The organism is Pseudomonas sp. MPR-R2A5 (assembly GCF_058793055.1).
The window spans coordinates 13,539-35,799 of record NZ_JBXAFK010000023.1 but is presented as its reverse complement, the minus strand read 5'-3'; the positions used below and the strand labels follow the sequence as shown (position 1 = coordinate 35,799).

At 62.0% G+C, this 22,261-nt stretch carries 16 protein-coding genes and 1 pseudogene; 1 reads left to right on the top strand and 16 read right to left on the bottom strand.

What is annotated here, in order from left to right:
- Positions 1-183: 183 nt before the first annotated feature.
- The 13 genes and pseudogenes from AC1Q6I_RS17455 to AC1Q6I_RS17395 form a co-directional block, all read right to left on the bottom strand.
- Entirely contained in the window at positions 184-945 is a 762-nt protein-coding gene (locus AC1Q6I_RS17455; protein ID WP_024075749.1) for a PIG-L deacetylase family protein, read from the bottom strand.
- Positions 946-1,118: 173 nt separating this feature from the next.
- Positions 1,119-1,718 carry an SAM-dependent methyltransferase gene (locus tag AC1Q6I_RS17450; RefSeq protein WP_069076278.1) on the bottom strand — a complete coding sequence of 200 codons (600 nt, stop codon included), beginning with the start codon at positions 1,716-1,718 and terminating at the stop codon, positions 1,119-1,121.
- Positions 1,715-2,473: a PIG-L deacetylase family protein gene (locus AC1Q6I_RS17445; protein WP_102623492.1), complete on the bottom strand. Its 759-nt coding sequence runs from the start codon at positions 2,471-2,473 to the stop codon at positions 1,715-1,717. The genes AC1Q6I_RS17450 and AC1Q6I_RS17445 overlap by 4 nt, the downstream gene beginning before the upstream one ends.
- Positions 2,470-3,468: an acyl-CoA dehydrogenase family protein gene (locus AC1Q6I_RS17440; RefSeq protein WP_024075746.1), complete on the bottom strand. Its 999-nt coding sequence runs from the start codon at positions 3,466-3,468 to the stop codon at positions 2,470-2,472. The genes AC1Q6I_RS17445 and AC1Q6I_RS17440 overlap by 4 nt, the downstream gene beginning before the upstream one ends.
- A gap of 1 nt (position 3,469) precedes the next feature.
- On the bottom strand, positions 3,470-5,629 hold the full coding sequence (glgX, locus tag AC1Q6I_RS17435) for a glycogen debranching protein GlgX (RefSeq protein WP_024075745.1): 2,160 nt from the start codon (positions 5,627-5,629) through the stop codon (positions 3,470-3,472).
- A gap of 129 nt (positions 5,630-5,758) precedes the next feature.
- The gene (locus AC1Q6I_RS17430) at positions 5,759-6,028 is read right to left on the bottom strand and encodes a DUF2934 domain-containing protein (RefSeq protein WP_024075744.1); all 270 of its coding nucleotides are present in this window, start codon (positions 6,026-6,028) and stop codon (positions 5,759-5,761) included.
- 24 nt (positions 6,029-6,052) lie between these two features.
- Positions 6,053-8,821 carry a malto-oligosyltrehalose synthase gene (locus AC1Q6I_RS17425; RefSeq protein ID WP_102623493.1) on the bottom strand — a complete coding sequence of 923 codons (2,769 nt, stop codon included), beginning with the start codon at positions 8,819-8,821 and terminating at the stop codon, positions 6,053-6,055.
- Positions 8,818-10,902, bottom strand: coding sequence for a 4-alpha-glucanotransferase (gene malQ, locus AC1Q6I_RS17420; protein ID WP_069076281.1), 2,085 nt, complete (start codon positions 10,900-10,902; stop codon positions 8,818-8,820). The genes AC1Q6I_RS17425 and malQ overlap by 4 nt, the downstream gene beginning before the upstream one ends.
- Positions 10,899-12,644 carry a malto-oligosyltrehalose trehalohydrolase gene (gene treZ / locus AC1Q6I_RS17415; protein WP_102623494.1) on the bottom strand — a complete coding sequence of 582 codons (1,746 nt, stop codon included), beginning with the start codon at positions 12,642-12,644 and terminating at the stop codon, positions 10,899-10,901. The genes malQ and treZ overlap by 4 nt, the downstream gene beginning before the upstream one ends.
- A gap of 19 nt (positions 12,645-12,663) precedes the next feature.
- A complete protein-coding gene (glgA, locus tag AC1Q6I_RS17410; RefSeq protein ID WP_102623495.1) occupies positions 12,664-14,220 on the bottom strand; it encodes a glycogen synthase GlgA in 1,557 nt (518 codons plus the stop codon).
- Positions 14,221-14,722: 502 nt separating this feature from the next.
- On the bottom strand, positions 14,723-15,676 hold the full coding sequence (locus tag AC1Q6I_RS17405) for a D-2-hydroxyacid dehydrogenase family protein (protein ID WP_102623496.1): 954 nt from the start codon (positions 15,674-15,676) through the stop codon (positions 14,723-14,725).
- 26 nt (positions 15,677-15,702) lie between these two features.
- A pseudogene (locus AC1Q6I_RS17400) lies at positions 15,703-15,986 on the bottom strand (alpha/beta fold hydrolase); the annotation flags it as partial.
- A gap of 29 nt (positions 15,987-16,015) precedes the next feature.
- A complete protein-coding gene (locus AC1Q6I_RS17395; RefSeq protein WP_102623497.1) occupies positions 16,016-19,090 on the bottom strand; it encodes an immunoglobulin-like domain-containing protein in 3,075 nt (1,024 codons plus the stop codon).
- Between the two features lie 229 nt (positions 19,091-19,319).
- Here AC1Q6I_RS17395 and AC1Q6I_RS17390 point away from each other — a divergent pair, with 229 nt between their 5' ends.
- Entirely contained in the window at positions 19,320-20,786 is a 1,467-nt protein-coding gene (locus tag AC1Q6I_RS17390) for a hypothetical protein (RefSeq protein WP_102623498.1), read from the top strand.
- Here the strand turns inward: AC1Q6I_RS17390 and AC1Q6I_RS17385 are convergent, their stop codons facing one another.
- From AC1Q6I_RS17385 to AC1Q6I_RS17375, 3 genes are all read right to left on the bottom strand, one after another.
- Entirely contained in the window at positions 20,787-21,218 is a 432-nt protein-coding gene (locus AC1Q6I_RS17385) for a YqaA family protein (protein WP_024075735.1), read from the bottom strand.
- A gap of 3 nt (positions 21,219-21,221) precedes the next feature.
- A complete protein-coding gene (locus AC1Q6I_RS17380; protein ID WP_102623499.1) occupies positions 21,222-21,668 on the bottom strand; it encodes a DUF411 domain-containing protein in 447 nt (148 codons plus the stop codon).
- Positions 21,669-21,779: 111 nt separating this feature from the next.
- A complete protein-coding gene (locus tag AC1Q6I_RS17375; RefSeq protein WP_024075733.1) occupies positions 21,780-22,235 on the bottom strand; it encodes an SRPBCC family protein in 456 nt (151 codons plus the stop codon).
- Between the last annotated feature and the right edge of the window lie 26 nt (positions 22,236-22,261).

Here is a 22,261-nt window from a genome sequence, read left to right as displayed (position 1 = left end):
GCAACAACGAACGCGATACGGATCAGGGACTGCGGCTTACCTGCATCTGAAAACACCGGCCAATGCAAAGGGTTGGCATGGCTTTCTCGACTGCACCTCAACCAGTGCAGGGCTTTTTGCACCTTAGACGCACATTGCGTAGGCCGCTACTGTCAGAAATAACAGGTATGGACGAGTGGAAGGCTAGATCAACACGATCTCATAAGGATCGCGTATACGCTCCAGCAGCACCTGGGCCAGGATTGGCGCCAGGCCAATGGCCGGGTCACCGACCAACTGGCTGGCGAAGGCATGGACGGCGTGCAATTTACGCGCGACGCTCCAGGTGTCGAGGCGCACCTTGCGTGCGCGCTGCCAGGGGATCATCGCGCTTTCCCGCGCCGGCCAGTGCCACGCCCAGATCGGCAGCTCATACAGGCACGCGCCGACCAGGCTGCACGCCTTGGCGCTGGCGCGGCCGACGGCATCGTGGTCGTCATTGCCATCGTTGCGCCAGGTGGTGAACAGCACATCACCGGGTTGCAGGTAGCGCGCAATAAATTGGCTCATCGCTTGTTCGTGAGCGGCCAAGCCAGTGTCGCGGAACCCGCCCCGAATCCACTTCAGGCTGTGCAGCGGCATGCCCAGGCGTCGTAACGCTTCGACGCTTTCCTGGGGCCGCACCACGCTCAAGCGGCTGGCGGGCCACACATGGGAACCCGGATGGCTGGCGCTGCCGTCGGTGATGGAGATCAATTGCAGGGGGTGTCCGAGGGTGCTCAGGCGTTGCAGCAAACCGCCGCAGCCCAGTACTTCATCGCCAGGGTGGGGCGCGACAATCACCACGCGCGCGCCGGCCGGCACCAATGAGTTGAGTTGAATCGCGGGGATCTGCGCCAGCTGGGGCGCGCTGTTCCAGATTTGCGCGGGACCGCGACGGATTTCGCTCAGGGAAGCGGGCTTCATGGGTGTCACATCCTTGTCGGTTGGTGCGGGTCGTGCCCGTTGTCGGTACGACTCTCGTTATTCGCCGCAGGCTCCGCCGCGACGATTGCTCGGCACTCCAACCCTGGAGTGCCGGCAAGGCTTCCTCAGCATAGTCAAGGATCGATGGTTTTCACATCGAGTCACCCCGTTTTTTAACGCAGCCCCTCCAGGGTCGCCACCGAATGGCCTTCACGGCTCCACAGGTCGAGCAGGAAATCCTCTTCGTGGTGTTGAACCACAGAGCGCATCGCCAGGCGTTCATGGAGCAGGGCATGTACCTGTTCGGCGGTCTGCGGGCAACCCTCGATTCGCGGGCGCCAGTGGCAGGCGAGCAACTGGCCGTCGTCGGTAAGGCTGGCGAGGGCGCGCTCGATCAGGCGGCCCAGGTCGTCGGCATCGAGGTAATAGCACAGTTCGCTCAGCACAATCAGCTCGAAGCGGCCGCCGGGCCATTGCTCCGGCAGGCGGCTTTGCTCGACGTGGGCGTGGGCAAAGCCCATCAGGCGGGTCTTGGCCAGTGCCACGGCGGCGCTGGCGGTATCGCAGCACACCAGGCGATCGCAACGCGGCGCCAGTTCGGCACTCAATTCGCCATTGGCGCAGCCGGGTTCAAAGATCGAGGCGTAACGTGGGCGGGTCAACACGGCCAGGGTCAGCGCGCGTTTGCGCCGTTCATACCAGCGCTGTCGGAAGGCCCATGGGTCATCGTTGTCGGCAAATAACTGATCGAAATACGGCGTAGCCACGCTCATACAAACACCACTTCAAAGGGTTGCAGCAAACGTTCCACCACATAGGGCGCCAACACCGGTGGCAGGCCGATATGTGGGTCGCCCTCCAGTTGGCTGGCAAACGCATGGATAGCATGGCGCTTGCGCGCCACCACCTCGGGCGCCAGGGGCAGTTTGCGCGCACGGTGCCAGGGCACCTGGCTGTCTTCGGGGGTTGCCCAGTGCCAGGTCCACACGGGCAGTTCGAACAGGCTCGCCCCCACGGCCAAGGCGGCCTTGGCGCTGGCGCGGCCGACCGCTTCATGGTCGCAATGGCCGTCCTCGCGCCAGGTGGTGAACACCACATCGTTGGGCTTGAGATAGCGCTGGATGAACGCGGCGAGCGCGGCTTCCTGTGCGGCCACCCGGCTGTCGTCAAAGCCCGCGCGCAGCCATTTCAAGCGGTGCAGCGGCACGCCAAGGCGGTGCAGGGCCTGGGCCGATTCCTGCGGGCGCACCACGCTCAGCCGTTCCGCCGGCCAGCGTCGCGAGCCAGGGTGACTGGCACGGCCATCGGTGACTGAGATCAGTTGGATCGGCCGGCCCAGCGCGGCCAGGCCCTGCAGCAGGCCTCCGCAGCCGAGCACTTCATCGTCCGGGTGCGGCGCAATGATCACGGCGCGATGGCCCTTGGGCACCAGTTGCTCAACGCTGATCAGGGGCAACTGCGCCATATGGGACGAGGCCTGCCACTGATGCAGCGGGGTGCCTTGGCCCACAATGGGATTGGGTTTCATAACTGCCACCTCCCTGGGGCGCCGCCCGCCACCTGCTCGCCGAGGGCGGCCAGGTCGCGTTCGGCATGACTTTGACGCACAAACACCGGTAAATCCGCCATCAGCTGGGCGAAGTGCGGGTCCTTGCAATAGGGCCCGGCACCGGTCGCGCGACCGACGTGGCGCATCACCTGCTCAACCGTATCCTCGAGGGCGGCGCGCACTTGCTGGGCCAGTTGTCGGGCGTCGGCCTGCGGTTGCCGGTCGATCTGTGCGGCGCTGGCCCGCAGTACGCAGGCTGCGCTGTTCAACGCGCTGTCGACCGCACCCAGGTGGGCCAGGGCATGGGGCTCTGGGCGTTTGCTGCACTGCGCGCGCAGCACTTCGGCCAGGCGCTGTGCGGCGCCATACCAGCACGCGGCAATACCGATGCCACCGTGCCAAAACCCCGGGCGCGCCAGGTAGTCGCCCGGTGCGCCGACGGCGATGCCCAGGGCATTGTCGAAAAGGATCTCGACACTGCCCGTGGCCGCCATCCCCACGGCGTTCCAGCCCTCATCGGTCACGGTGATGCCTGGCTGATGCATCTGCACCGCGACCAACTGCTGGCGATCCTGTTCGTCCCAAGCGGTGAGCAGCCCATGGCTGACCACCGCCGCGCCGGAGCACCAGGCTTTACGCCCCTCAAGGATCAAGCGCGAGCCATCGCGGCGCACGCGGACCTTGGCCGTCGGCGGTTCGGCTGCCCACATGCCCCATGTACTGCCCAAGGGCGGCAAGGGGCTGCGCAGTTCGGCGATAATCGCCAGGGCATCGGTATGGCCTTCGAACAACTTGCACAGGCGCAAGTCATGCCCGGCTACCTGCGCCAGGCCGCTGAGGCGCTCCAGGGTCTGGCCGCTGCCGGGCAACGGCAACTGATCCAGGCCTTCTGCCTGAAGCGCCTTCAGGGCGGCGCCGAGGGCCTGCGTGTCCGCATAGCCTGGGTAGCCTTGAAGGAATCCATGCAAGGCCATGTCACACCTCGTCGTCACGCTGCAATTCAAACAGCAACAGCGAACGGCCGGTGACCGCGTATTCATGTTCGAACTCAAAGCGCTCCTGGCCGCGTACCGCTGGCTGGTTGGTATCCAGCATGCAGGTCCAGAACTCACCTTGCGGCACCGGCGGCAGGCGGAAATTGACCATGTCGTGATGGGCATTGACCACCAGCAACAAGGTGGCATCGGCGCCCGCGCGGCGAATCCCGGTTTCCTGGGCGCGACCATCCATCAACATGCCCAGGCAGCGACCATGGCTGTCTTCCCATTGCTCGGTCGTCATCTCGTTGCCATCCGGTGACAGCCAGGTGACGTCCTTCACGCCGATATCTTCGTTGTAGTCGCCCACCAGGAAGCGACCCCGACGCAGGATCGGATAAGCCATTCGCAGCTTTATCAGGCGTTTGACGAACTTGAGCAGCGCCTTGCCGTCGTCGTCCAGGTCCCAGTTGACCCAGCCGATTTCGCTGTCCTGGCAATAGGCGTTGTTATTGCCGTGCTGGGTGCGGGCGAACTCGTCTCCGGCCACCAGCATCGGCGTGCCTTGGGCCAGCAGCAGCGTGGCGAAGAAGTTGCGCATCTGGCGCAGGCGCAGTGCGTTGATTTCAGGGTCGTCGGTGGGGCCTTCGACGCCGTGGTTCCAAGACAGGTTGTTGCTGGTGCCGTCCTGGTTGTTTTCGTCGTTGTCTTCGTTGTGCTTGTCGTTGTAGGAGACCAGGTCGTGCAAGGTGAAACCGTCATGGGCGGTGATGAAGTTCACCGAGCTGTACGGGCGACGGCCGCGATGGTTGAACATCTCACCGGAGGCGGTCATGCGCCCGGCAAAATCTGCAAGCTGGCCGTCGTCACCTTTCCAGAAGGCACGCACGGTGTCGCGGAAACGGTCGTTCCATTCCACCCAGCCTGGCGGGAAGTTACCCACTTGGTAGCCGCCGGGGCCGCAGTCCCAGGGTTCGGCGATAAGTTTCAACTGGCGCAGGACCGGGTCCTGGCGACAGGCGACGAGGAAACTGTGGCGCTCGTCGAAGCCGTCACGGTAGCGGCCGAGGATGGTCGCCAGGTCGAAGCGGAAACCGTCGACGTGCATTTCGTTGGCCCAATAACGCAGCGAGTCGGTCACCATCTGCAGGACGCACGGGTGGCTCAGGTCGAGGGTGTTGCCCGTGCCGGAGTCGTTGATATAGAAGCGCTTGTCGTCGGGCATCAGGCGATAGTAAGAGGCGTTGTCGATGCCGCGCATGGACAGGGTCGGGCCGCGCTCATTGCCTTCGGCGGTGTGGTTGTAGACCACGTCGAGGATCACTTCCAGCTTGGCTTCGTGCAGGTGCGCGACCATCTCCTTGAACTCGGCGATCTTGCCGCTGGCCAAGTAGCGTGGGTCGGGGGCGAAGAACGCGATGCTGTTGTAGCCCCAGTAGTTGGTCATGCCTTTTTCCAGCAAGTGCTGGTCGTTGACAAAGGCGTGCACGGGCAGCAGCTCGACCGAGGAAATGCCCAACTGACGGATATGCTTGAGCACGTCATCTTCCATCAGGCCGGCGCAGGTACCGCGCACCGACTCGCCCACCGATGGGTGGCGCATGCTGATGCCACGCAGGTGGGTTTCATAAATGATCGTACGGTCCCAGGGCACACGCACGGGCTGGTCGTTGCCCCAGGTGTGCGCCGGGTCGATGACTTTGCATTTGGGCACGAAGGGGGCGCTGTCGCGTTCGTCGAAACTGAGGTCGTCGTCCGGGTGGCCGATGGTGTAGCCGAACAGCGCCTCGGACCATTTGAGTTCGCCCACCAGCTGTTTGGCATAGGGGTCGATCAGCAATTTGTGGTGGTTGAAACGATGGCCGTTGGCCGGGTCATATGCACCGTACACACGGTAGCCGTAAATCAGCCCGGGGTGGGCGTCGGGCAGATAGCCGTGGAAGATTTCGTCGGTGTATTCAGGCAGTTCGATGCGTTCGATTTCGACTTCGCCGGTATCGTCGAACAGGCACAGCTCGACTTTGGTGGCGTTGGCCGAGAACAGGGCAAAGTTGACACCCAGGCCGTCCCAGGTCGCGCCCAGGGGGAAGGGCAAACCTTCGCGGATCCGCGATGGCTCGTGGGCCGGGGCCGCTTGGTGGTTATCGGCTTTGCTCATTGTGTTGCTCCTGCAAGGGTCTTTTTTCGGGCCGAACGCGGCCGTGCTGACATGGTTCAGCTGACAATCGGGAAAGTGAAATGACCACCTGCCGACCGTATCGGCAGGTGGCTCATGAGGTCACGAGGCTTAAGGCTTGGGCTTTTTTGGCGCCGCCGGCTTTTTTGCCGCCGGGGGAGCCGGTTTGCTTGGGGCCGCTGCCGCAGGCTTGGCTTTCGCCGCTGGCTTGGGCGCGGTCTTGGGCTTGGCGGCCGGCTTGGGTTTGCTCGGCGTCAGCGCTTCGGCCTCTGCCAGCTTGCGCGCCATCTCCCAGTGGCGTGCATCTTGACCGTGGGGCTTGCCCTCGGACTCCCAGATTTGATGCGCCAATTCGCGAATGCGTTTGTCTTCAGTACTCATCACAATGCTCCTCACAGAAAATTTTCAGCTTTCTTGATCATCAGGATTGATAAAGACATTGACCGGGAAATCCCCCAGCGCAGTGCTGATCAACAGCTCCTTGTCTGGTGTGACTGCGACTGTATGAAAAAGTCCCTTCCAGTTTTCGGTTGGCGCGGCGAACGGTAATTTCACCCGTGTATCGCCCCAAACCCGCGCATTGATCTGGGGGTGCACACCCTTTTCAAGCAGGCGTTGGGGCCAGCGCGGCACCACCACCAGCACGCGTCTGCCCTGGTGCTCGCGGCAAAATGCAACCACGTGTTCGGCGTGTTGGCCCACCACATCCAGGGGCGTGTAGCGGCCCTGATGAAACACCTCGGGGTGGGCCTTGCGCAAGGCCAGCGCCTGGGCGATCACCGCCTGTTTGACCCGCCCGTCACGCCAGTTGAACAGCAACTCGCCGAGGTCGAGTGGTGCATTCAGCGCACGTTGCCGCGCGTTGAAATCCACCCGGCGACGGTTGTCCGGGTCCACCAGGCTGAAGTCCCAGAACTCATCGCCCTGGTACAGGTCCGGTACCCCAGGCACGGTAAGGCGAAGCAAGGATTGCGCCAGCCCATTGACCGCGCCGGCAGGTGCGATGGCCTGGGCGGCACTGGCGATGGCGGTGCGCAGGGGCAGGCCGTCGTCGCTGAGCAGCAGGCGCGAAAGGAACGCTTCTACCCCTTGTTCGTAGGTGTCGTTGGGGGCGCTCCAACTGCTTTGCAGCTTGGCTTCGCGCAAGGCTTTCTGTTGCCACTGCCACAGGCGCTGTTGATAGGCCTGGAGCGCTTCACGGTCGTCCAGATGCAGGTCCAAAGGCCAACTGCCGAGCAACACTTGATAGAGGATCAGCTCATCACCGGCCGACGGGCTACTGGTGTCATTGCGCAACGGCGCCGCGAGGGTGCGCCAGTGCTCCACCTGTCCGGCATACCACGGTGCGCATTCGCTCAGTACCGCGAGGCGTGCGCGGCTGTCTTCACCGCGCTTGTGGTCGTGGGTGGCAGTGGCCAGCAGGTTGTCGGGGAACGTCTGCAGCCGCTGTTGGTTGACGCGGTGGAAGTCTGTCACGGGGGCGCTGAACTGCTCGGTACTGAAGCCCACATCGTTGCGCGACAACAATACCGCCGAGCGATAGAACGCGGTGTCTTCCACGGCCTTGGCGGCCGCCGGCGAGGTCAGTTGCTGGAAGCGCACGCAGGCGTGCTTGAGTATCTTGCGCTCGCGACCGACGGGGCGGTCGCGCCAGGGTTGCCCGCCCAGCCATTTTTCCAGGTGATCGAGCACCGGCCAGTCGCCCTCGCTCAAGGTGCTGCGCGCACCGGCCAGGGCCTGCTGGAAAAAGACGTCGTCGCGCTCGCTGCGGCCTCGGGCGCTGATATAGGTGCGGTACACCGGGAAGTGCACGATCAGCTCCTGCAAGGCGCGGCGAATGGCGCCCAGGGTCAGGTCGCGGGTCATCACATCGTCACGGGCCACTTGCAACAGGGCCTGGGCCACGCTTTCAAAGTCGCCGCCCAGGGAGCCATTGAGAATCTGCTGACGCGCCAGCCGAGCCTCTTCGATAAAGGCTGAGGGCCGTTCGCTGTGTCGGGTCCACAGCTCGGCCAGCGGTTCGAAGCCCTGCGGGTCGTGTTGCAGCAGCGACAGTTGGTTCATGAATTCGTAGCCGGTGGTGCCGTCCACCTGCCAGTCTTCGCGCAGGGTTTCGCCTTCGCCGAGGATTTTTTCCACGAAGATCGGCAGATGGCGCTGTGGCGACAGTGAATCGACACGCCGGCGCAATTTGCGGCAATACCCGCGCGGATCGGCCAGGCCGTCGATATGGTCGATGCGCAGGCCGTCCACCAGGCCCTCGCTGATCAGCTCGAAGATCTTGCCGTGGGTGGCTTCGAACACCACGCTGCGTTCCACGCGCAGGCCGCCCAGTTCGTTGACGTCGAAGAAACGCCGCCAGTTGATATCGTCGGCCGCGGTGCGCCAGCTGGCCAGGCGGTAGGCTTGTTGTTCGAGCAGGTGATGCAGGCGCTGGAAACCGTCGGGTTGGCGCCCATCGAATTCGCCCAGGCGGTGTTCGATGGCCTCGCGTACGGCGCCGTGGGTAGCACGCTCGACCAGTGCCTGCTTGAGCCAGGCGGCTTCGGCGTAGGCGTCGTCCTGATAGGCGAGGGCGCTGAAGCGGTCGGCGAGGGGCTTGAGCAGTTCATCAGTGCCGAGGATCGCCGCGTAATCCCGTGGGCAGACCGGAAAGCGATGCTCGTAGTGTTCGACGTAGAACGTGCCATGGGCGGCGTCAAAATGCAGGGTCAGGGTGCCGGTTTGCAGGGCTTCGCCGTAGTCGCTGCCAAGAAACGGCATGAGCAATTGGCCCTTGAGCAGCGGGTCGGGGGAGTGCCACTGGATGTCGAAGAACTCGCTGTAGGGGCTCAGGCGGCCCCATTCCAGCAGGTCGAGCCACCACGGGTTGTCGGCGCCACCGACGGCCATGTGGTTGGAGACGATGTCGAGGATCAGCCCCATCTTATGTTCACGCAGTGCGGCGACCAGCCGGCGCAATGCCGCTTCGCCGCCCAGTTCCGGGTTGACGCGGGTGGGGTCGACCACGTCATAGCCGTGCATCGAGCCGGCGCGGGCGGCGAGCAGCGGCGAGGCGTACAGGTGGCTGATACCCAATTGGGCAAAATACGGCACCAGTGGCACCGCGTCGTCCAGGGTGAAACCTTTATGGAATTGCAGGCGCTGGGTTGCGCGCAGGGGCAGTACGTTCATCGGTCACGCTCATAGGCTTGGTTGCGCGCGACGGCCAGCAGTTCGAGGCGGCGGGCGGCGCCGGCATTGTCGAGCAGGCTGGAGGCTTCGCCGGGCAAGCGACGGCGCCAATTCGGGTGGGTATCGGTGGTGCCGGGCAGGTTGGCTTGTTCTTCAAGGCCCAGCGCATCTTCCAGCGGCAGCAACACCAGCGGTGCGCGGGTATGCCCCAGGTAGCGCACACTGGCGTCGATCATGTGGTCGGTCTCATTGCGGATTTCATCGATGAAATTCTGCGGGTCCTGGCTCAGGGCCTGGCGCAACGCCTGGCGCTCACGCAGGCGGTGCTCGCGCCATTGCTCCACAGTGGGGGCGTCGATCAGGCCCAGTTGGACGTTCCAGTCGATATCGCGGCTGTGCCACCAGCCATTGAGGGTCGGCAAGTCGTGGGTGCTGGTGGTGGCCAGCGCGTTGTCCGGCCAGTCGAGGATCGGCTTGAACTGGCCATCGTGGCCTTGTTCGAACAACAGCACGCGCATGCCCAGGATCGAACGGCCAATGAGTTTTTCACGCAGGCCGTCGGGCACGGTGCCGAGGTCCTCACCGAGCACGATGGCCTGGTGGCGGTGGGATTCCAGGGCGAGCAAGCGCAGCAGGTCGTCCACCGGGTAATACAGGTAGGCGCCTTCGCGAGGCGAGGCGTCCATGGGAATCACCCACAGGCGTTGCAGGCCCATCACATGGTCGATGCGCAAGCCGCCGGCATGCGCAAAGTTGGCCCGCAGCATTTCGATAAAGGCCCGGAAGCCGTTGCGCTTGAGGCCTTCGGGGGAAAATGCGGAAATTCCCCAGCCTTGCCCGGCGCGGTTGAGAATGTCGGGCGGCGCACCCACGGTAAGGTCGGCGAGCAACTCATCCTGGCGACTCCAGGCCTGGCTGCCACCGCCGTCGGCGCCTACGGCCAGGTCGGCGATCAACCCGACACCCATGCCGCTGCCACGTGCCGCCTGTTGCGCGCGCTCCAGGCAACGGGCGATCAGCCATTGGCTGAACGCATAAAAGCCGATATCGGCCGCGTGCTCTTCAGCGAAATGCACCAGTGCCGGGCTCTGTGGCGAACGCCATTCCTGCGGCCAGTGGCGCCAGTCGAGTGATTCGCCCGCGGCCGCGCGTACGGCCTGCACCGCTTCGAAGCGGCAATGGTTTTCCAGGGCTTCACCGCCAGCCTGGCGGAAGCTCAGGAAGTCGGCGTGTTGCGGGTGGTGGCCGTGGCGGAAGTCTTCATACAAGGCACGCAACAGGCGCTGCTTGGCCTTGGCGGCGGCCGGCCAATCGATCAGGGTGTGTTGTTCCAGGGCGTGCAGTTCCTCCGCCAGGCCGCAGGCCTCAATGGCGTTACGGACTTCACGTTCGCCGAGGACGCAGCCAGGCGATGCATACAGGCTGTTGAGAAATAACCGGCTCGAGGGCGAGTACGGGCTATAGCGCTCGGGGTCGGCACTGAACATCGCATGCATCGGGCTGATGGCCAAGGCATCGGCGCCGCGTTCGGCGGCCGAACGGGCCAGGTGTTCCAGGGCCAGGGTGTCGCCAAAGCCACCGTCGCCGAGGCGGCGCAAAGAATACAATTGGGCACTCAGGCCCCAGGCGCGGGCGGTGGCGGTGTCGACTGCTTCGGCGACGCTGTAGCAGTGAGTGGGGGCCACCGCGAGGGTGAAGGTCTGGTCGTCGATATGCACCTGGTGATAGCCGAGGGCGATCACGCCGGGCAACACGGCGTGGCTGTCCAGGCGCAGTTGCAGGGTTTCGCCGTCTTCCAGGTGGACGCGGCAGGGGGTGTCGGGCGCAAAGAAATGCCCGAGGTCCAAGCCATCGCCGCTGTCGACGGTCATCAGGGGTGGCAAGTGTTTGTCTTGTTGCACCTGCTCCAATTCAAGCAGGCTGGCATCGACCTGGGCATCGTTGTCGGCCGGGTGACCCAGGCCTTTTAATACCGCGCGCAAGGCGTCGGCTGTCACGCGTTGCGGGCGGCCGTTGGCGTCGATCCAATCGACGGCCAACCCCGCTCGGCTGGCGAGTATTTCCAGGTTCGCTTCACTCAAAGGTGCTCTCCAACAGGGGATAAGGTGACGCGCGCGCTGAAGGGCGCCAGGTGCGGGCCTTCATGGGCGGGCGTTTGGAACAGAAGCTGCGGCGGCGCGGGGCAATCGAGGGGCGCACGGCTCAGGTTCAGATCGATCTGTAACAGGCTGCCATTGCCCAGGCGCCAGCGCGCGCTGACGGCGCCGTCTGCCAGCACGTGCGCGCCCAAGGCCACGCTGCCCGGCAGGTGCGGCACGATATGCCGGTGGCGCAGGCTCAGCAGCTGGCGGTAGAAGTGGGCGTGTTCGTTTTCCACCAGGTTCGGCGCCGATTGCACAAAGGTGGGCAGCGCGTTGGGATCTGGGATGTGTTCGCGCCGTTCGGGGTCCTTGAACGCGGCGAAATCGGCGAATTCATTGCGCCGGCCCTCACGCACCGCTTCGGCCAGTTCGCCATGGTGGTCGGTGAAAAACAGGAACGGCTCGCTCGCGTTGACTTCATCGCCCATGAACATCAGCGGGATCATCGGTGACATCAGCAACAAGGTCGTGGCGGCCTGCAACGCCTGCGGCGAGCACAGTTGATGCAAGCGTTCGCCCAAGGCGCGATTGCCGATCTGGTCATGGTTCTGCAAGAACGCCACGAAGGCCGTGGGTGGCAAGTCGCCACTGGGTTCGCCGCGCTCATGGCCGTGGCGGGTGGTGTGGCCTTGGTAGATAAAGCCTTCGCTCAGACAACGCGCCAGTTTGGCGGTGGGCTCCTGGGCAAAGTCGCTGTAATAGGCGTCGGTTTCGCCGGTCAGCAACACATGCAACACATTATGAAAGTCATCATTCCATTGCGCGTCGAAATCGTGCTTCAAGAGGTGGGCCTGGTTGAGCTCGTTTTCCAGCACCATCCACACATGCCGGCCGGTGTCCACCTGTTGGCGCACGCGGTGGGCCAGCTCCTGCAGGAAACCGGGGTTGTCGATGGCGTGTACCGCGTCCAGGCGCAGGCCGTCGAAGCGGTATTCGAGCAGCCACATCAGCGCGTTATCGAGGAAAAAATCCCGCACTTCGCGGCGATTGAAATCGATACCCGCGCCCCAAGGTGTGTGCACATCCTGTTGGAAGAAGCCCTTGGCGTACTGGCCCAGGTAATTGCCGTCAGGGCCGAAGTGGTTGTAAACCACGTCGAGGATCACCGCCAGGCCATGTTCATGGGCGCTGTCGATCAGGTGCTTGAGCTGTTCGGGGGAGCCGTAGGCGGCGTGCGGTGCATACGGCAGCACCCCGTCATAGCCCCAATTGCGCTCGCCGGGAAATTGCGCCAGAGGCATCAATTCGATTGCGGTGACGCCCAGCTCGGCCAGGCGTGGCAGGTGTTTCTCGACACCGGCGTACCCACCCATCGCGCCGACGTGCAGTTCGTAGATCACCGCTTCATGCCAGGGGCGGCCTTGCCACTGGCTGTGTCGCCATGGGTAGGCGAGCGGGTCGACCACCAGGCTCCAACCGTGCACGTCCGAGGCTTGCGCCCTGGACGCAGGGTCGGGAACATCCATTTCGCCATCAATGTTGTAGCGGTAACGCGTGCCCGCCGGGCACTGGATCTCTATCTCGAACCAGCCCTCTGCCTGAGGCAACATGGCGAGGGACCGGCCGTCTTCCAATTCAACGCTGACATAAAACGCGTCTGGCGCCCACAAGGCAAAACGCGTGTGTTGCGCGTCCAACATGATTGCGCCGTGGGGCCAGGTTTCCAAAGTCCGTAACGGCATCTATGAAGACCTCCCTTGATTATTTAGTGGTTTTCCCCAGAGCCTTGGCCACCAGTTGTTCGTAGAGTTCGGCGTAGGGTTCTACCGCCTGGCACCAGTTGAAGGGTTGGGTCATGGCGCGGCTGCGCATGGCATTGAGCAGGCCTTTGTTGGCGAACACCCTGAACGCACGGCTCAGCGCTTCCTCATAGCTTTGCACCGTGGACTCATTGAACAGGAACCCGGTGACGCCATTCTCGATGGTGTCCGCCAGGCCGCCGGTATTGCGTGCCACCGGCAGCGAGCCGAAGCGTTGGGCGTACATCTGGCTGAGGCCGCAAGGCTCATAGCGTGAAGGCATCAGCAGGAAATCGCTGCCGGCGAACATGCGGCGCGCATCGGTCTCGTTGAAGCCGATACGCACGCCGACTTGGCCAGGGAAGCGCAGCGCCAGCTCACGCATGGCTTGTTCTTCCTCCGGCTCCCCGCGCCCGATAATCGCGATCTGGCCGCCGTGCTCGACGATAAAGCTGGCCACTGCTTCGGTGAGGTCCAGGCCTTTCTGGTAGACCAGGCGCGAGACCACGGCAAAGAGCGGGCCGGTGGAGTCATGCAGGCCGAACAGCTCACGCACGTGGGCAGCGTTGATTGCCTTGCCTTCCCAGTCACCGATATTGAAGTTGTGGGTCAGGTGCGTGTCGGTGGAGGTTTCCCAGCTTTCATCGATGCCGTTGGGAATACCACTGAGCAAGCCTTGCTGGGTCTTGGCGGCGAGGAAGCCGTCGAGGCCGCAGCCAAATTCCGGGGTGGTGATTTCCTGGGCGTAGGTGGCGCTCACCGTGGTGATATGGCTGGAGTACGCCATGCCGGCCTTGAGGAACGACATCTTGCCGTAGAACTCCATGCCTTCCTGTTGCAGGGCATGGGGGGGAATGCCCAGTTCCGGGGTCGAGGCCAGGCTGACCACGCCTTGATAGGCCAGGTTATGAATGGTGAACAGCGTTGGCGTGCGTGACCCACGCCAGTGCATATAGGCCGGGGCCAGGCCAGCTGGCCAGTCGTGGGCGTGCACCAGGTCCGGGCACCAGTGGATCTGGGCGAGGTTGGCGGCCATGTCGGCGGCGGCCAGGCCCAGGCGGGCAAAGCGGATATGGTTGTCGGGCCAGTCACGGCCGTTGTTGGCGCCGTAGGGCGTGCCTTCGCGCTCGTAGAGCTCGGGGCAGATCAGCACGTAGATGACGAGGCCATCCTTGAGGTCCATGCGCCCGATCTTGCACGGCGGCAACGCGGCGTGGCCGCCGAGTTCGCCGATGATATGGATCGGGTTGTCGCTTTCCATCACCTGCGGGTAGCCCGGGATCAGCACCCGTACATCGTGCAGGTGCGCCATGGCGCGGGGCAGGGCGGCGGAAACGTCGCCCAGGCCTCCGGTTTTGACCAGGTCGGCGAATTCAGAGGTGACGAACAAGACTTTCTTTCGGTTCGGGTTCTGACTCACGATCGGCCGCACAGTGTTGGGCAGGTCGGCCAACGAGGTGGGCCCCCCTGCCGGCTTACAAAAACGCTCTCCCTGAGTCTCTACAGCGGCACTGATCATAATTCTCTCCCACGTGTTGGTCGGCTAATGGCCCGCTGCCACTAGCTCCGAAGACCGCATCCTGCGGCCAGGCGCACAAGCGTTATACAAACTGGCAAGGCTTATGCCAGATGCACGGTCAGCTGAAATAGATTGGATGGACGGGCATCGGCTGTGAACTGCGTGCGCTCGCGCCACCTTAAAACTGGACCTACGGCAGAGTTGTAAAGTTTCGATTTTTTGCGGGGTTTTTGTTTTGGAACGGACCCATCAGTCATGAGTCTAGGACAGATCCCAGAGCCTGTAGGGTTTATGTGGGAATTTTGTAGGACAAAAACTTGTAACGAGGGTTGTGGCGAGCAGGCTCGCCCTGCGCTGGCGTGCGAAGCGCTCCCAAACGGTTTTGGCGGCTTGCACCCCGTTGCCAGTTTTCAGGGCCGTTTCGCGCCCCACCGCGGGGCAAGCCTGCTCTTCACAGAGAGGGTATTCCCATCATGAGTGCAGGCTGCCCCTTATTGGTGCGTCAGCCGAGTAGGCGAATGGGCGCTCCATCAGCCCAAGCCTGGATGTTTTCGATCATCTGCTGATAAAACTGCCGATAGTTCTGCTCACTCACATACCCCACATGGGGCGTGGCCAGTACATTGGGCAAGTGGCGGAACGGGTGATCGACCGGCAACGGCTCTTGGGCATACACATCCAGCGCAGCGCCTGCCAGGCGACCAGCGGTCAACGCCTGCACCAGCGCCTGCTCATCCACGATAGGCCCGCGCGCGGTGTTCACCAGCCGTGCGCTTGGTTTCATCCAGCCCAGCGCCTGCGCATCCACCAACCCGCGGCTGCGTTCGCTGAGCACCAGGTGAATGGTCAGGATATCGGCCTGTTCGAACAGTTCGCGTTTGCTGACCCAGGTCACCCCGGCTTCGGCAGCGCGCTGCGGCGTAAGGTTTTCACTCCAGGCGATCACCCGCATGCCGAACACCTGGGCGAACTGTGCGACTTTCTGGCCGATGCTGCCCAGGCCGAGGATACCCAGGGTCTTGCCATACAGGTCGCCGCCCAGGCCCACTTGCCAGTGGCCGGCGCGCAGGGCACTGGCTTCGGCGAGCAGGTTGCGGGTGGAGGCCATGATCAGCGCCCAGGTCAGTTCCGGCGCGGCGTGCTTGTAGCTGTCGGTGCCACATACCTGGATGCCCAGGGCCTTCGCGGCCGCAATGTCGATGGCGGCATTGCGCATGCCGCCGGTCACCAGCAGCTTGAGGTTCGGCAGGCCTTGCAGCAGGGGTTGATCGAAGGTCGAGCGTTCGCGCATTACGCAAATCACCTCGAAGCCTTTCAGGCGCTCGATCATCGTGGTGGTTTGCGCCGGATAATCGTGCAGGAAGTGCACCTGGCCGACGGTGTCCAGGACCGACCAGTCCACCACGCCTTGGGCCACATTCTGCCAATCATCAATGACTGCAATCTGTACCGACATTCACGAGTGCCTCGAAAAAGGTTGGATTAAAGGGTGCTCAGGCCCTGCAACAGTGCGGTGTGAAACTGGGCCGGTTCTTGCGTTTTCGGTGCATGGCCTAACCCCGGGAATTCCACCAGGGTTGCATGGGGAATACCGGCGGCCCGAGGTCTTTGCCGATGGCGGTGGTGGCGGACGTGCCGATCAGCAGCAGGGTTGCCATCCGCAGGTTCTTGAACGCGTAATACACTGGCCGGGTGAGGATCATGTCGCAAATCGACGCCGAGTTCCATGCCACCAGCATATGGCAGGGGAGGTCGCTCAGGCCGGCATATCACGCTCGTCCCGTTTGGCCGCACGTCATGGCTGCAGACACCAGGCCCATGTGTATGTATTTCTGTTGATACACCGCACGATATCCGGCCTCATGGAATCCCAAAACACGCCCGTGAGGAAGTCGCAACCCTCTTCAACCCCCAGCCAGTAATATGAGTCATACGGAACGGGTAATGGCGAACCGTATACGGTCCGCATAAACGATATGCCATCGGCATAATAGATACCTACAGCGCCAGGTAATGATTTGCGCCAGGCGACGGCCTGGCTCCAATTCATTCCTGCACGATTTTCACGCAGTTGCCATACGTTGCTGACCTCTACACGGTATGACGCGGTATTGCCTGCCCTGTCTTCTACATCGATATAGGTGCTTCCGTTAGCCATGCCCCTGACCTTGCCGTCGTTTAAGTTGACCGTCGCGATACCTGGGTTTCTTGAACGGTATGAGTAAGGAGGCGAGCCCCCTTCTGCCTCGCGTATCTGGGCATTGCCCGGGTATTCCTGGCCGTTTCGTGGCCAGCCGGGAGCGACGATGGCTCGCCCGTTCAAAATCATGGTCGAGTTGCCAATAGTCAACGGCGGCGCTTTTAAAACGGAGTAGATCACCGGTGGAAACACGATCGCATCCGCCCGTTCTGGGCTGGTGCTGAACGCGGCCGAGAACTCCATCGTCAGCGTCGAAGCGTGGTCCAATTCATTGAGGTAAGTGGCCAGGATCGGATGTTCGTAGCGACCCTGGTTTATCCAGTCGCCATTGACACGATCACCCCCGCTGCCGTTTAGGAGGGTGATCGGGTAATTCACGCCGTTCTTTTTGCCTGTCAACGTCAGCCAAACCGGCCAGAACTCGGTAATAAAGTGCCAGGTGCCAATATGGGCGGTCGCCCCGTCAATCACTTTTGCCAGGTCGAGTATTTGGGTTTGTTGATCTGCTTCGTTGATACGGATGATGGTTTTCTGCAATTCATCCAACGGAATAGGCAGCACCTTCACGGTCAATATCTGAGAGTCCGGCGACGGTTCACCCCTGCGGGTGACCACGTACTTGAACGTCATGAACTGATCGCTATTGCCTATGTTGGCCGCAATGGCCTGCCGGGGGATGTCGAACACGACCTCTCCCGCTAATTCGTTGCCGAATTTGGCCGGGATGTCCGGCGAGCCTTGCCCTTGCCTACCGAGCATGGACACTTTGATGGAGTCGGTGTCGAGCATCCCCACGTAGCGCACCACCAGGTCGCTGCCATTCAGCGCATCCAGCGGCGCCAGCGTGGCCCTGCCTGGCCCGGTGATCGTGGCTCGGACCAAGTCCGGTGGTGGCAGGTCCATCAGGCCTCGGGCAATCAGCACGGACGTGATTTCGGAGTAACGCGTCGGTTCAAGCCCCCGCTTGAGGGTGTAGGAAACAATTACGTCCTGATCAAGGTTGCGTTCGACAAAGACGTACGGCACCACGAACTCAGCGAGTTCGCCATCCCGGTGGACATCGTAGTCGACTTGGGTGCTGGCCAGCGGGCCTGTCCACCACAAGATCATCTGGTCGCCTGCGCGCGTGCTGGCGAAGGGGGCAATGACTTTGGCGCCATTCTTTACATCGTCCGGGTCCAGTTGAGCGCCCGATGCCTTTTCGATTTTGGGTGGGGGCATATCGCGTTTGGGCTCGCCCACTTGATAGGTTTCGCTCAGTGAGTCCTGCCCGGTGCGCAGAAGTGTGTAGAACACCTGCACGCGCAACCCGTCAAACCGCTTGATATCTTCACCCGGTACGGTGAACGAGAGCACGCCTTTGTCATTCGGGATGCTGTCAAACCGTTTGCTCTGCTTGTACTCAGTCGTGATGTTGGGGTTGCTGACCAACAGCGTGATCTGGATGAGGTCGTCGGGTCGCCAGGTGTCCTGCTCAAGAAAGCTGACGGTGGCGTTGGCAGGGCCTGGGGGGATAATGTCGCCTACCGCCTCTACCACCCAGGGGGCGGGCCATTTCAGCGCTTCACCGATAACCGACAGGAACAGATTGTGCGAGCGCTTGGTCGGCTGCCCGTTACCCTCCAGCAAGTAGTGAACGGTTGCGCTGCCACTGGCAATGGCCTTGACCAAGGCATTCGGTACGTCGAAATAGTAAGTCCTGCCCCCAGGTAACACCTGATCGTCAATATGGGGGACAGAGCCATTTTCATTGGTCCCGGCCCAAATCAGAAAGACGCGCTCGTAGATCCGGGCATTGGCGGCTGAAACATAGAGCCCGATTCTTACGTGTTGATTGCCCAACTGAGCCAAGTCGATGGTGGGGGCCGTATCGGGAAAATCCAACCAGGGAGGGTCCAAACGATCATTGCGCAGGTACACCGATATCCAGGTTATGACCGACCACAGAGCCCTTGGGTCGGGACCATTGCCGGTGGGGCCTATTACTTGGAAAGCGACTGGCAATTGCTCGCTGTCGCCGACATCGATAATCGTGGCGTACTCCACGGTGAGCTTGATGTCAGACCCGACGTCAGCGGGTTGCACTCGGTACTCTATGATCACGTTGCCCCAGGCCAGCCGAAGTAGATCATAGGGCGCCATATTCTCCCAGTGTCGGAACGTTATCTGAACACCGAGCTTGGCACGGTCATCATTGATACCGTCAATTTCTACATCGGGCGGCAGCACCAGGACCAGTTTTCGATTGCCGGGCTGGGTGGGTTCCGGCGCGATGCCTCCTGGACGACGCAGATTGACGCGCAACCGCAACGGCATGGTTTCCGAAGGGTTCCCACTGAGACGGATGACCCTGACCTGTACCGGGTCGGCCCACGACTCGCGAATGAAATTTTGGGAGATCGTAAAGGGGATACGGGTCAGGTTTTCGTCGCCGTCGCGAATCTGGTTGAACGCCACCGCGACGCCTGCCCAGTAAAACTCAAAGCTGGTGCCTTTGGGCGTTGAAGGCGGACGGGCAATATGCACCACCAGGGGAATCTCGGTATGCCGAATGCCGATGCCACCATCGGCCCGCTCGTGGTCGCCTACGATAGGGGGTTGCAAGAGCCCAATCTCGACCGGTGGCAGATCGGGTACAAACGGATTGACCGGTGCAGGGTGCTTGATCATGAGGATTTCCTCGCAGGCGTATGGCGAAATTGAACCTCTGCGCGAGGACCGCTGACTACTGTCAACTCTGACAGGTGGCGACGAATGGAACGAGAAGCGGCCGGTGTTGAGACCACTGGTCGCTACCTGTCAACTCTGACAGTAGCCATGCCCCGCCCATCATTGTTTGATAACACCAACCGCTCAATAGCGTCGCTTGAGTGTTCGCTTGATCAGTCGGAGAGAATCCATGGACATTGCCCTGGCCCCCCAATCACCCCGCCAACCCAGGCAACTCGATCGCCTCAATATTCCGGGTATGAAGCAAAACGTCATTGGCTATGACGGGGGCGTTGGCCTCTGGTTGCTGACGTATGGCTTGACGGTGGTGGTGGACAGGAACTGGCTGGCAAGCCCGGGCGATGTGATCAATATCGTGCGCATGCCCGATATGCTGCAATTGGCAACCCTGATGCTCAAGGAGGGCGATGAGGCGGCCAACCATTATTTCTTCAGCATTGAACACAAGAACCTTCCTGATGGTGAGGTGCGGCTGGGGTATGTGGTGCATTTCAAAGAGGGAGGCGAGGCCGCTTCCTACACCTTGAGCGTGTTGGTGAAGACTGACCTGCCGGGTGGAAGAAACAATAACCCACCGTTCCCTGGCGTAGGGCATTCAGAGCTCAAGTTCACCCTGTCGACCACGATTGTTGACCCTCCGGATGCCATACGCGGGGTAACGGTGACAGTTGCCCCCTATCCGAACATGCATGCCCGGGACATGATCCATTTCTCTTGGGCAAGCGTGCTTATCATCCAACAAGTGGCGGGGGTTGGCCGCGAAACCGTGTTCAACATCAGTCGTGACCAACTGATGGAAGGGGGCGACGGCACCGACCTGTTGGTAGGGTTTTTACTGGTGGACCAGGTAGGCAACACGTCGACGGACAGGTCCGCAGATACCAAGGTGCAGGTGAACCTGGATAGTACGCGGCTAGAGGGCCCGGCCATTATCACCGATGGCCCCGTTGACACTATCGATATAGAGCGACTCAATGGCGAGGACCTGCTCATCGAGATGCACAACTCTGCAGCCATCGCCCCGGCGGGAAGTCTGTACGACATAGACTTCCGGTCCTACCCGCCCAACGGGGGTGTGATTGTGCATCGTGATTTTGAACGGGTCATCACGGCTGGCAGGACGGTCACGCACAATGTCCCATATGGTGTGGTGCGTGCCGCTGCAGGCGGCCGGGTGGAAATCAAGTATGTGCTGAGGAAGCAGAATCCTGCCGTCGATCTGTATTCGAGAATCACCGTTGCGAAGGTATTCGGCTCGATTGTCAGGCTTGAGGCGCCTTATTTTGCCGAATACCCCGGCCATACGGTGCATCCTATTCCCAACTCCGCGCTGGTGAGTATTCCCTATTACCCATGGCGTCAAGCGCAGGATAAATTGACCCTGATCATGCGCTATGTCCGTGGATTGAATGATGTGGTGGTGTTCAGCGAGTCGAAGCTGGTCGGCGACTCGTGGCCAGAAGGCGCCCCCGTGCAGCGTTTGATCTACCGCCAGGACCTTGAACGATTCGACGGGTACAAACCGTACCTCTATTACGTCGTGGAGCCGCGGATTGTTGAGGGTTCTACGCCGGAGTTGAATGAATCGTTGCGCCAGTTGGTACAGATTGGCCTGCCGGTCAGCGCCGACAGATGATTATGTCCAAGGCCCCGTCAGATAGGCTACGAGGCCATAGCGCGCTGTTTTGGCGATAGAGACCATAAGCAAGAAGCGCCACAGGGGTTCGCGCATCACCCCGGCCACCAATGTCAGGGGGTCGCCTATGATCGGCACCCAACTGAGCAACAACGTCCAGTGCCCCCAACGCGCGTAATGGCCGCGCGCCTTGTCCAGTTGCCGGGCACTCACCGGGAACCAGCGTCGCGCCTTGAAGTGATCCACCCAGCGGCCCAACAGCCAATTGACCAGCGACCCCAGCACGTTGCCCAAGGTGGCGATGCCCAGCAACCACCACAAGCTGTACTGGCCGCTGAGCAGCAAGCCCACCAGCACGGCTTCCGATTGCAGCGGCAGCAGGGTCGCGGCACCAAAGGCCGCGACGAACAGCCCGAGGTAACCGACCAACACCGATCAGTGCGCCGGATACTCGGCGACCACAACATCCTGGCCGTCACGCGTCAGGCCAATGAGCTGATAGGCCTCGGCTTGACCGTCCACTTCCATCCCCGGCGACCCCATGGGCATGCCCGGTGCGGCGATGCCCAGCAGGTCGTCGCGCTTGCGCAACGCCAACACCTGTTCGGCGGGGACATGACCCTCGACGAATTTGCCGTCGATGACCGCGGTATGGCAGGAACCCAGGCGCGGGGCGACGCCCAGGCGTTGCTTGACCGCGCTCATGTTGGTTTCGACGTGGTCATTGACCTTGAAACCGTTATTTTCCAGGTGGCTGATCCATTTTTTGCAGCAGCCGCAATTAGCGTCGCGGTGTACGTCGATGGGTATCAAGTCGGCGGCTTGGGCCAGGGCGGTGGTGAACAGGGCTGACAGCAGGGCCAGGCGCAAAGGGGTTTTCATGGAAGGTCTCGTCAGCAGGAGGTGGCCATTGGGATGGTGGCGATCATGACCACGTCATCGCGGGCAAGCCAGCGCCCGCCGGTGCGCGACGCCAGTGGTAATGTTTCAAAATTATACGAAGTCGGGATTTTCCAGCCGGTGCTTGAGCTGGTCCAGCGCGATCGTGGACAGCTCGATCATGCGTTCATGCAAGCTCGCCAGTTGCAACTCCGTCTCATAGGTCAACACGCGCTTGAACAGCGTGCCGCCGTTATAGGGTTGCAAGACGTAGTGTAGGGAGCCGTCGACAGCCAGGGAGGTGAACACGGTCTTGAACTCCCCAGGCTTGTGCGCGATCTGCACGCGATAACTCATGGGAACCCGTACACCCAGCAGGTCGATGACCTCGGTGAAACGCGCGCCGGCGGGGAGTGAGCCGCTGGTGCCGGTCTCGGCACCAAGGGAGGTGGGGTGCCATTCGTGCCATCGATCCGGTTGGGTCACATAGTCATAGACGGCGTCGATAGGGGCCTGGATAAAACGTTCCTGACTGATCCGCTCCAGGCGAATCGACTGCTCAGCGCGCATGGCACACCTCCTGTGTGGCGAAACTA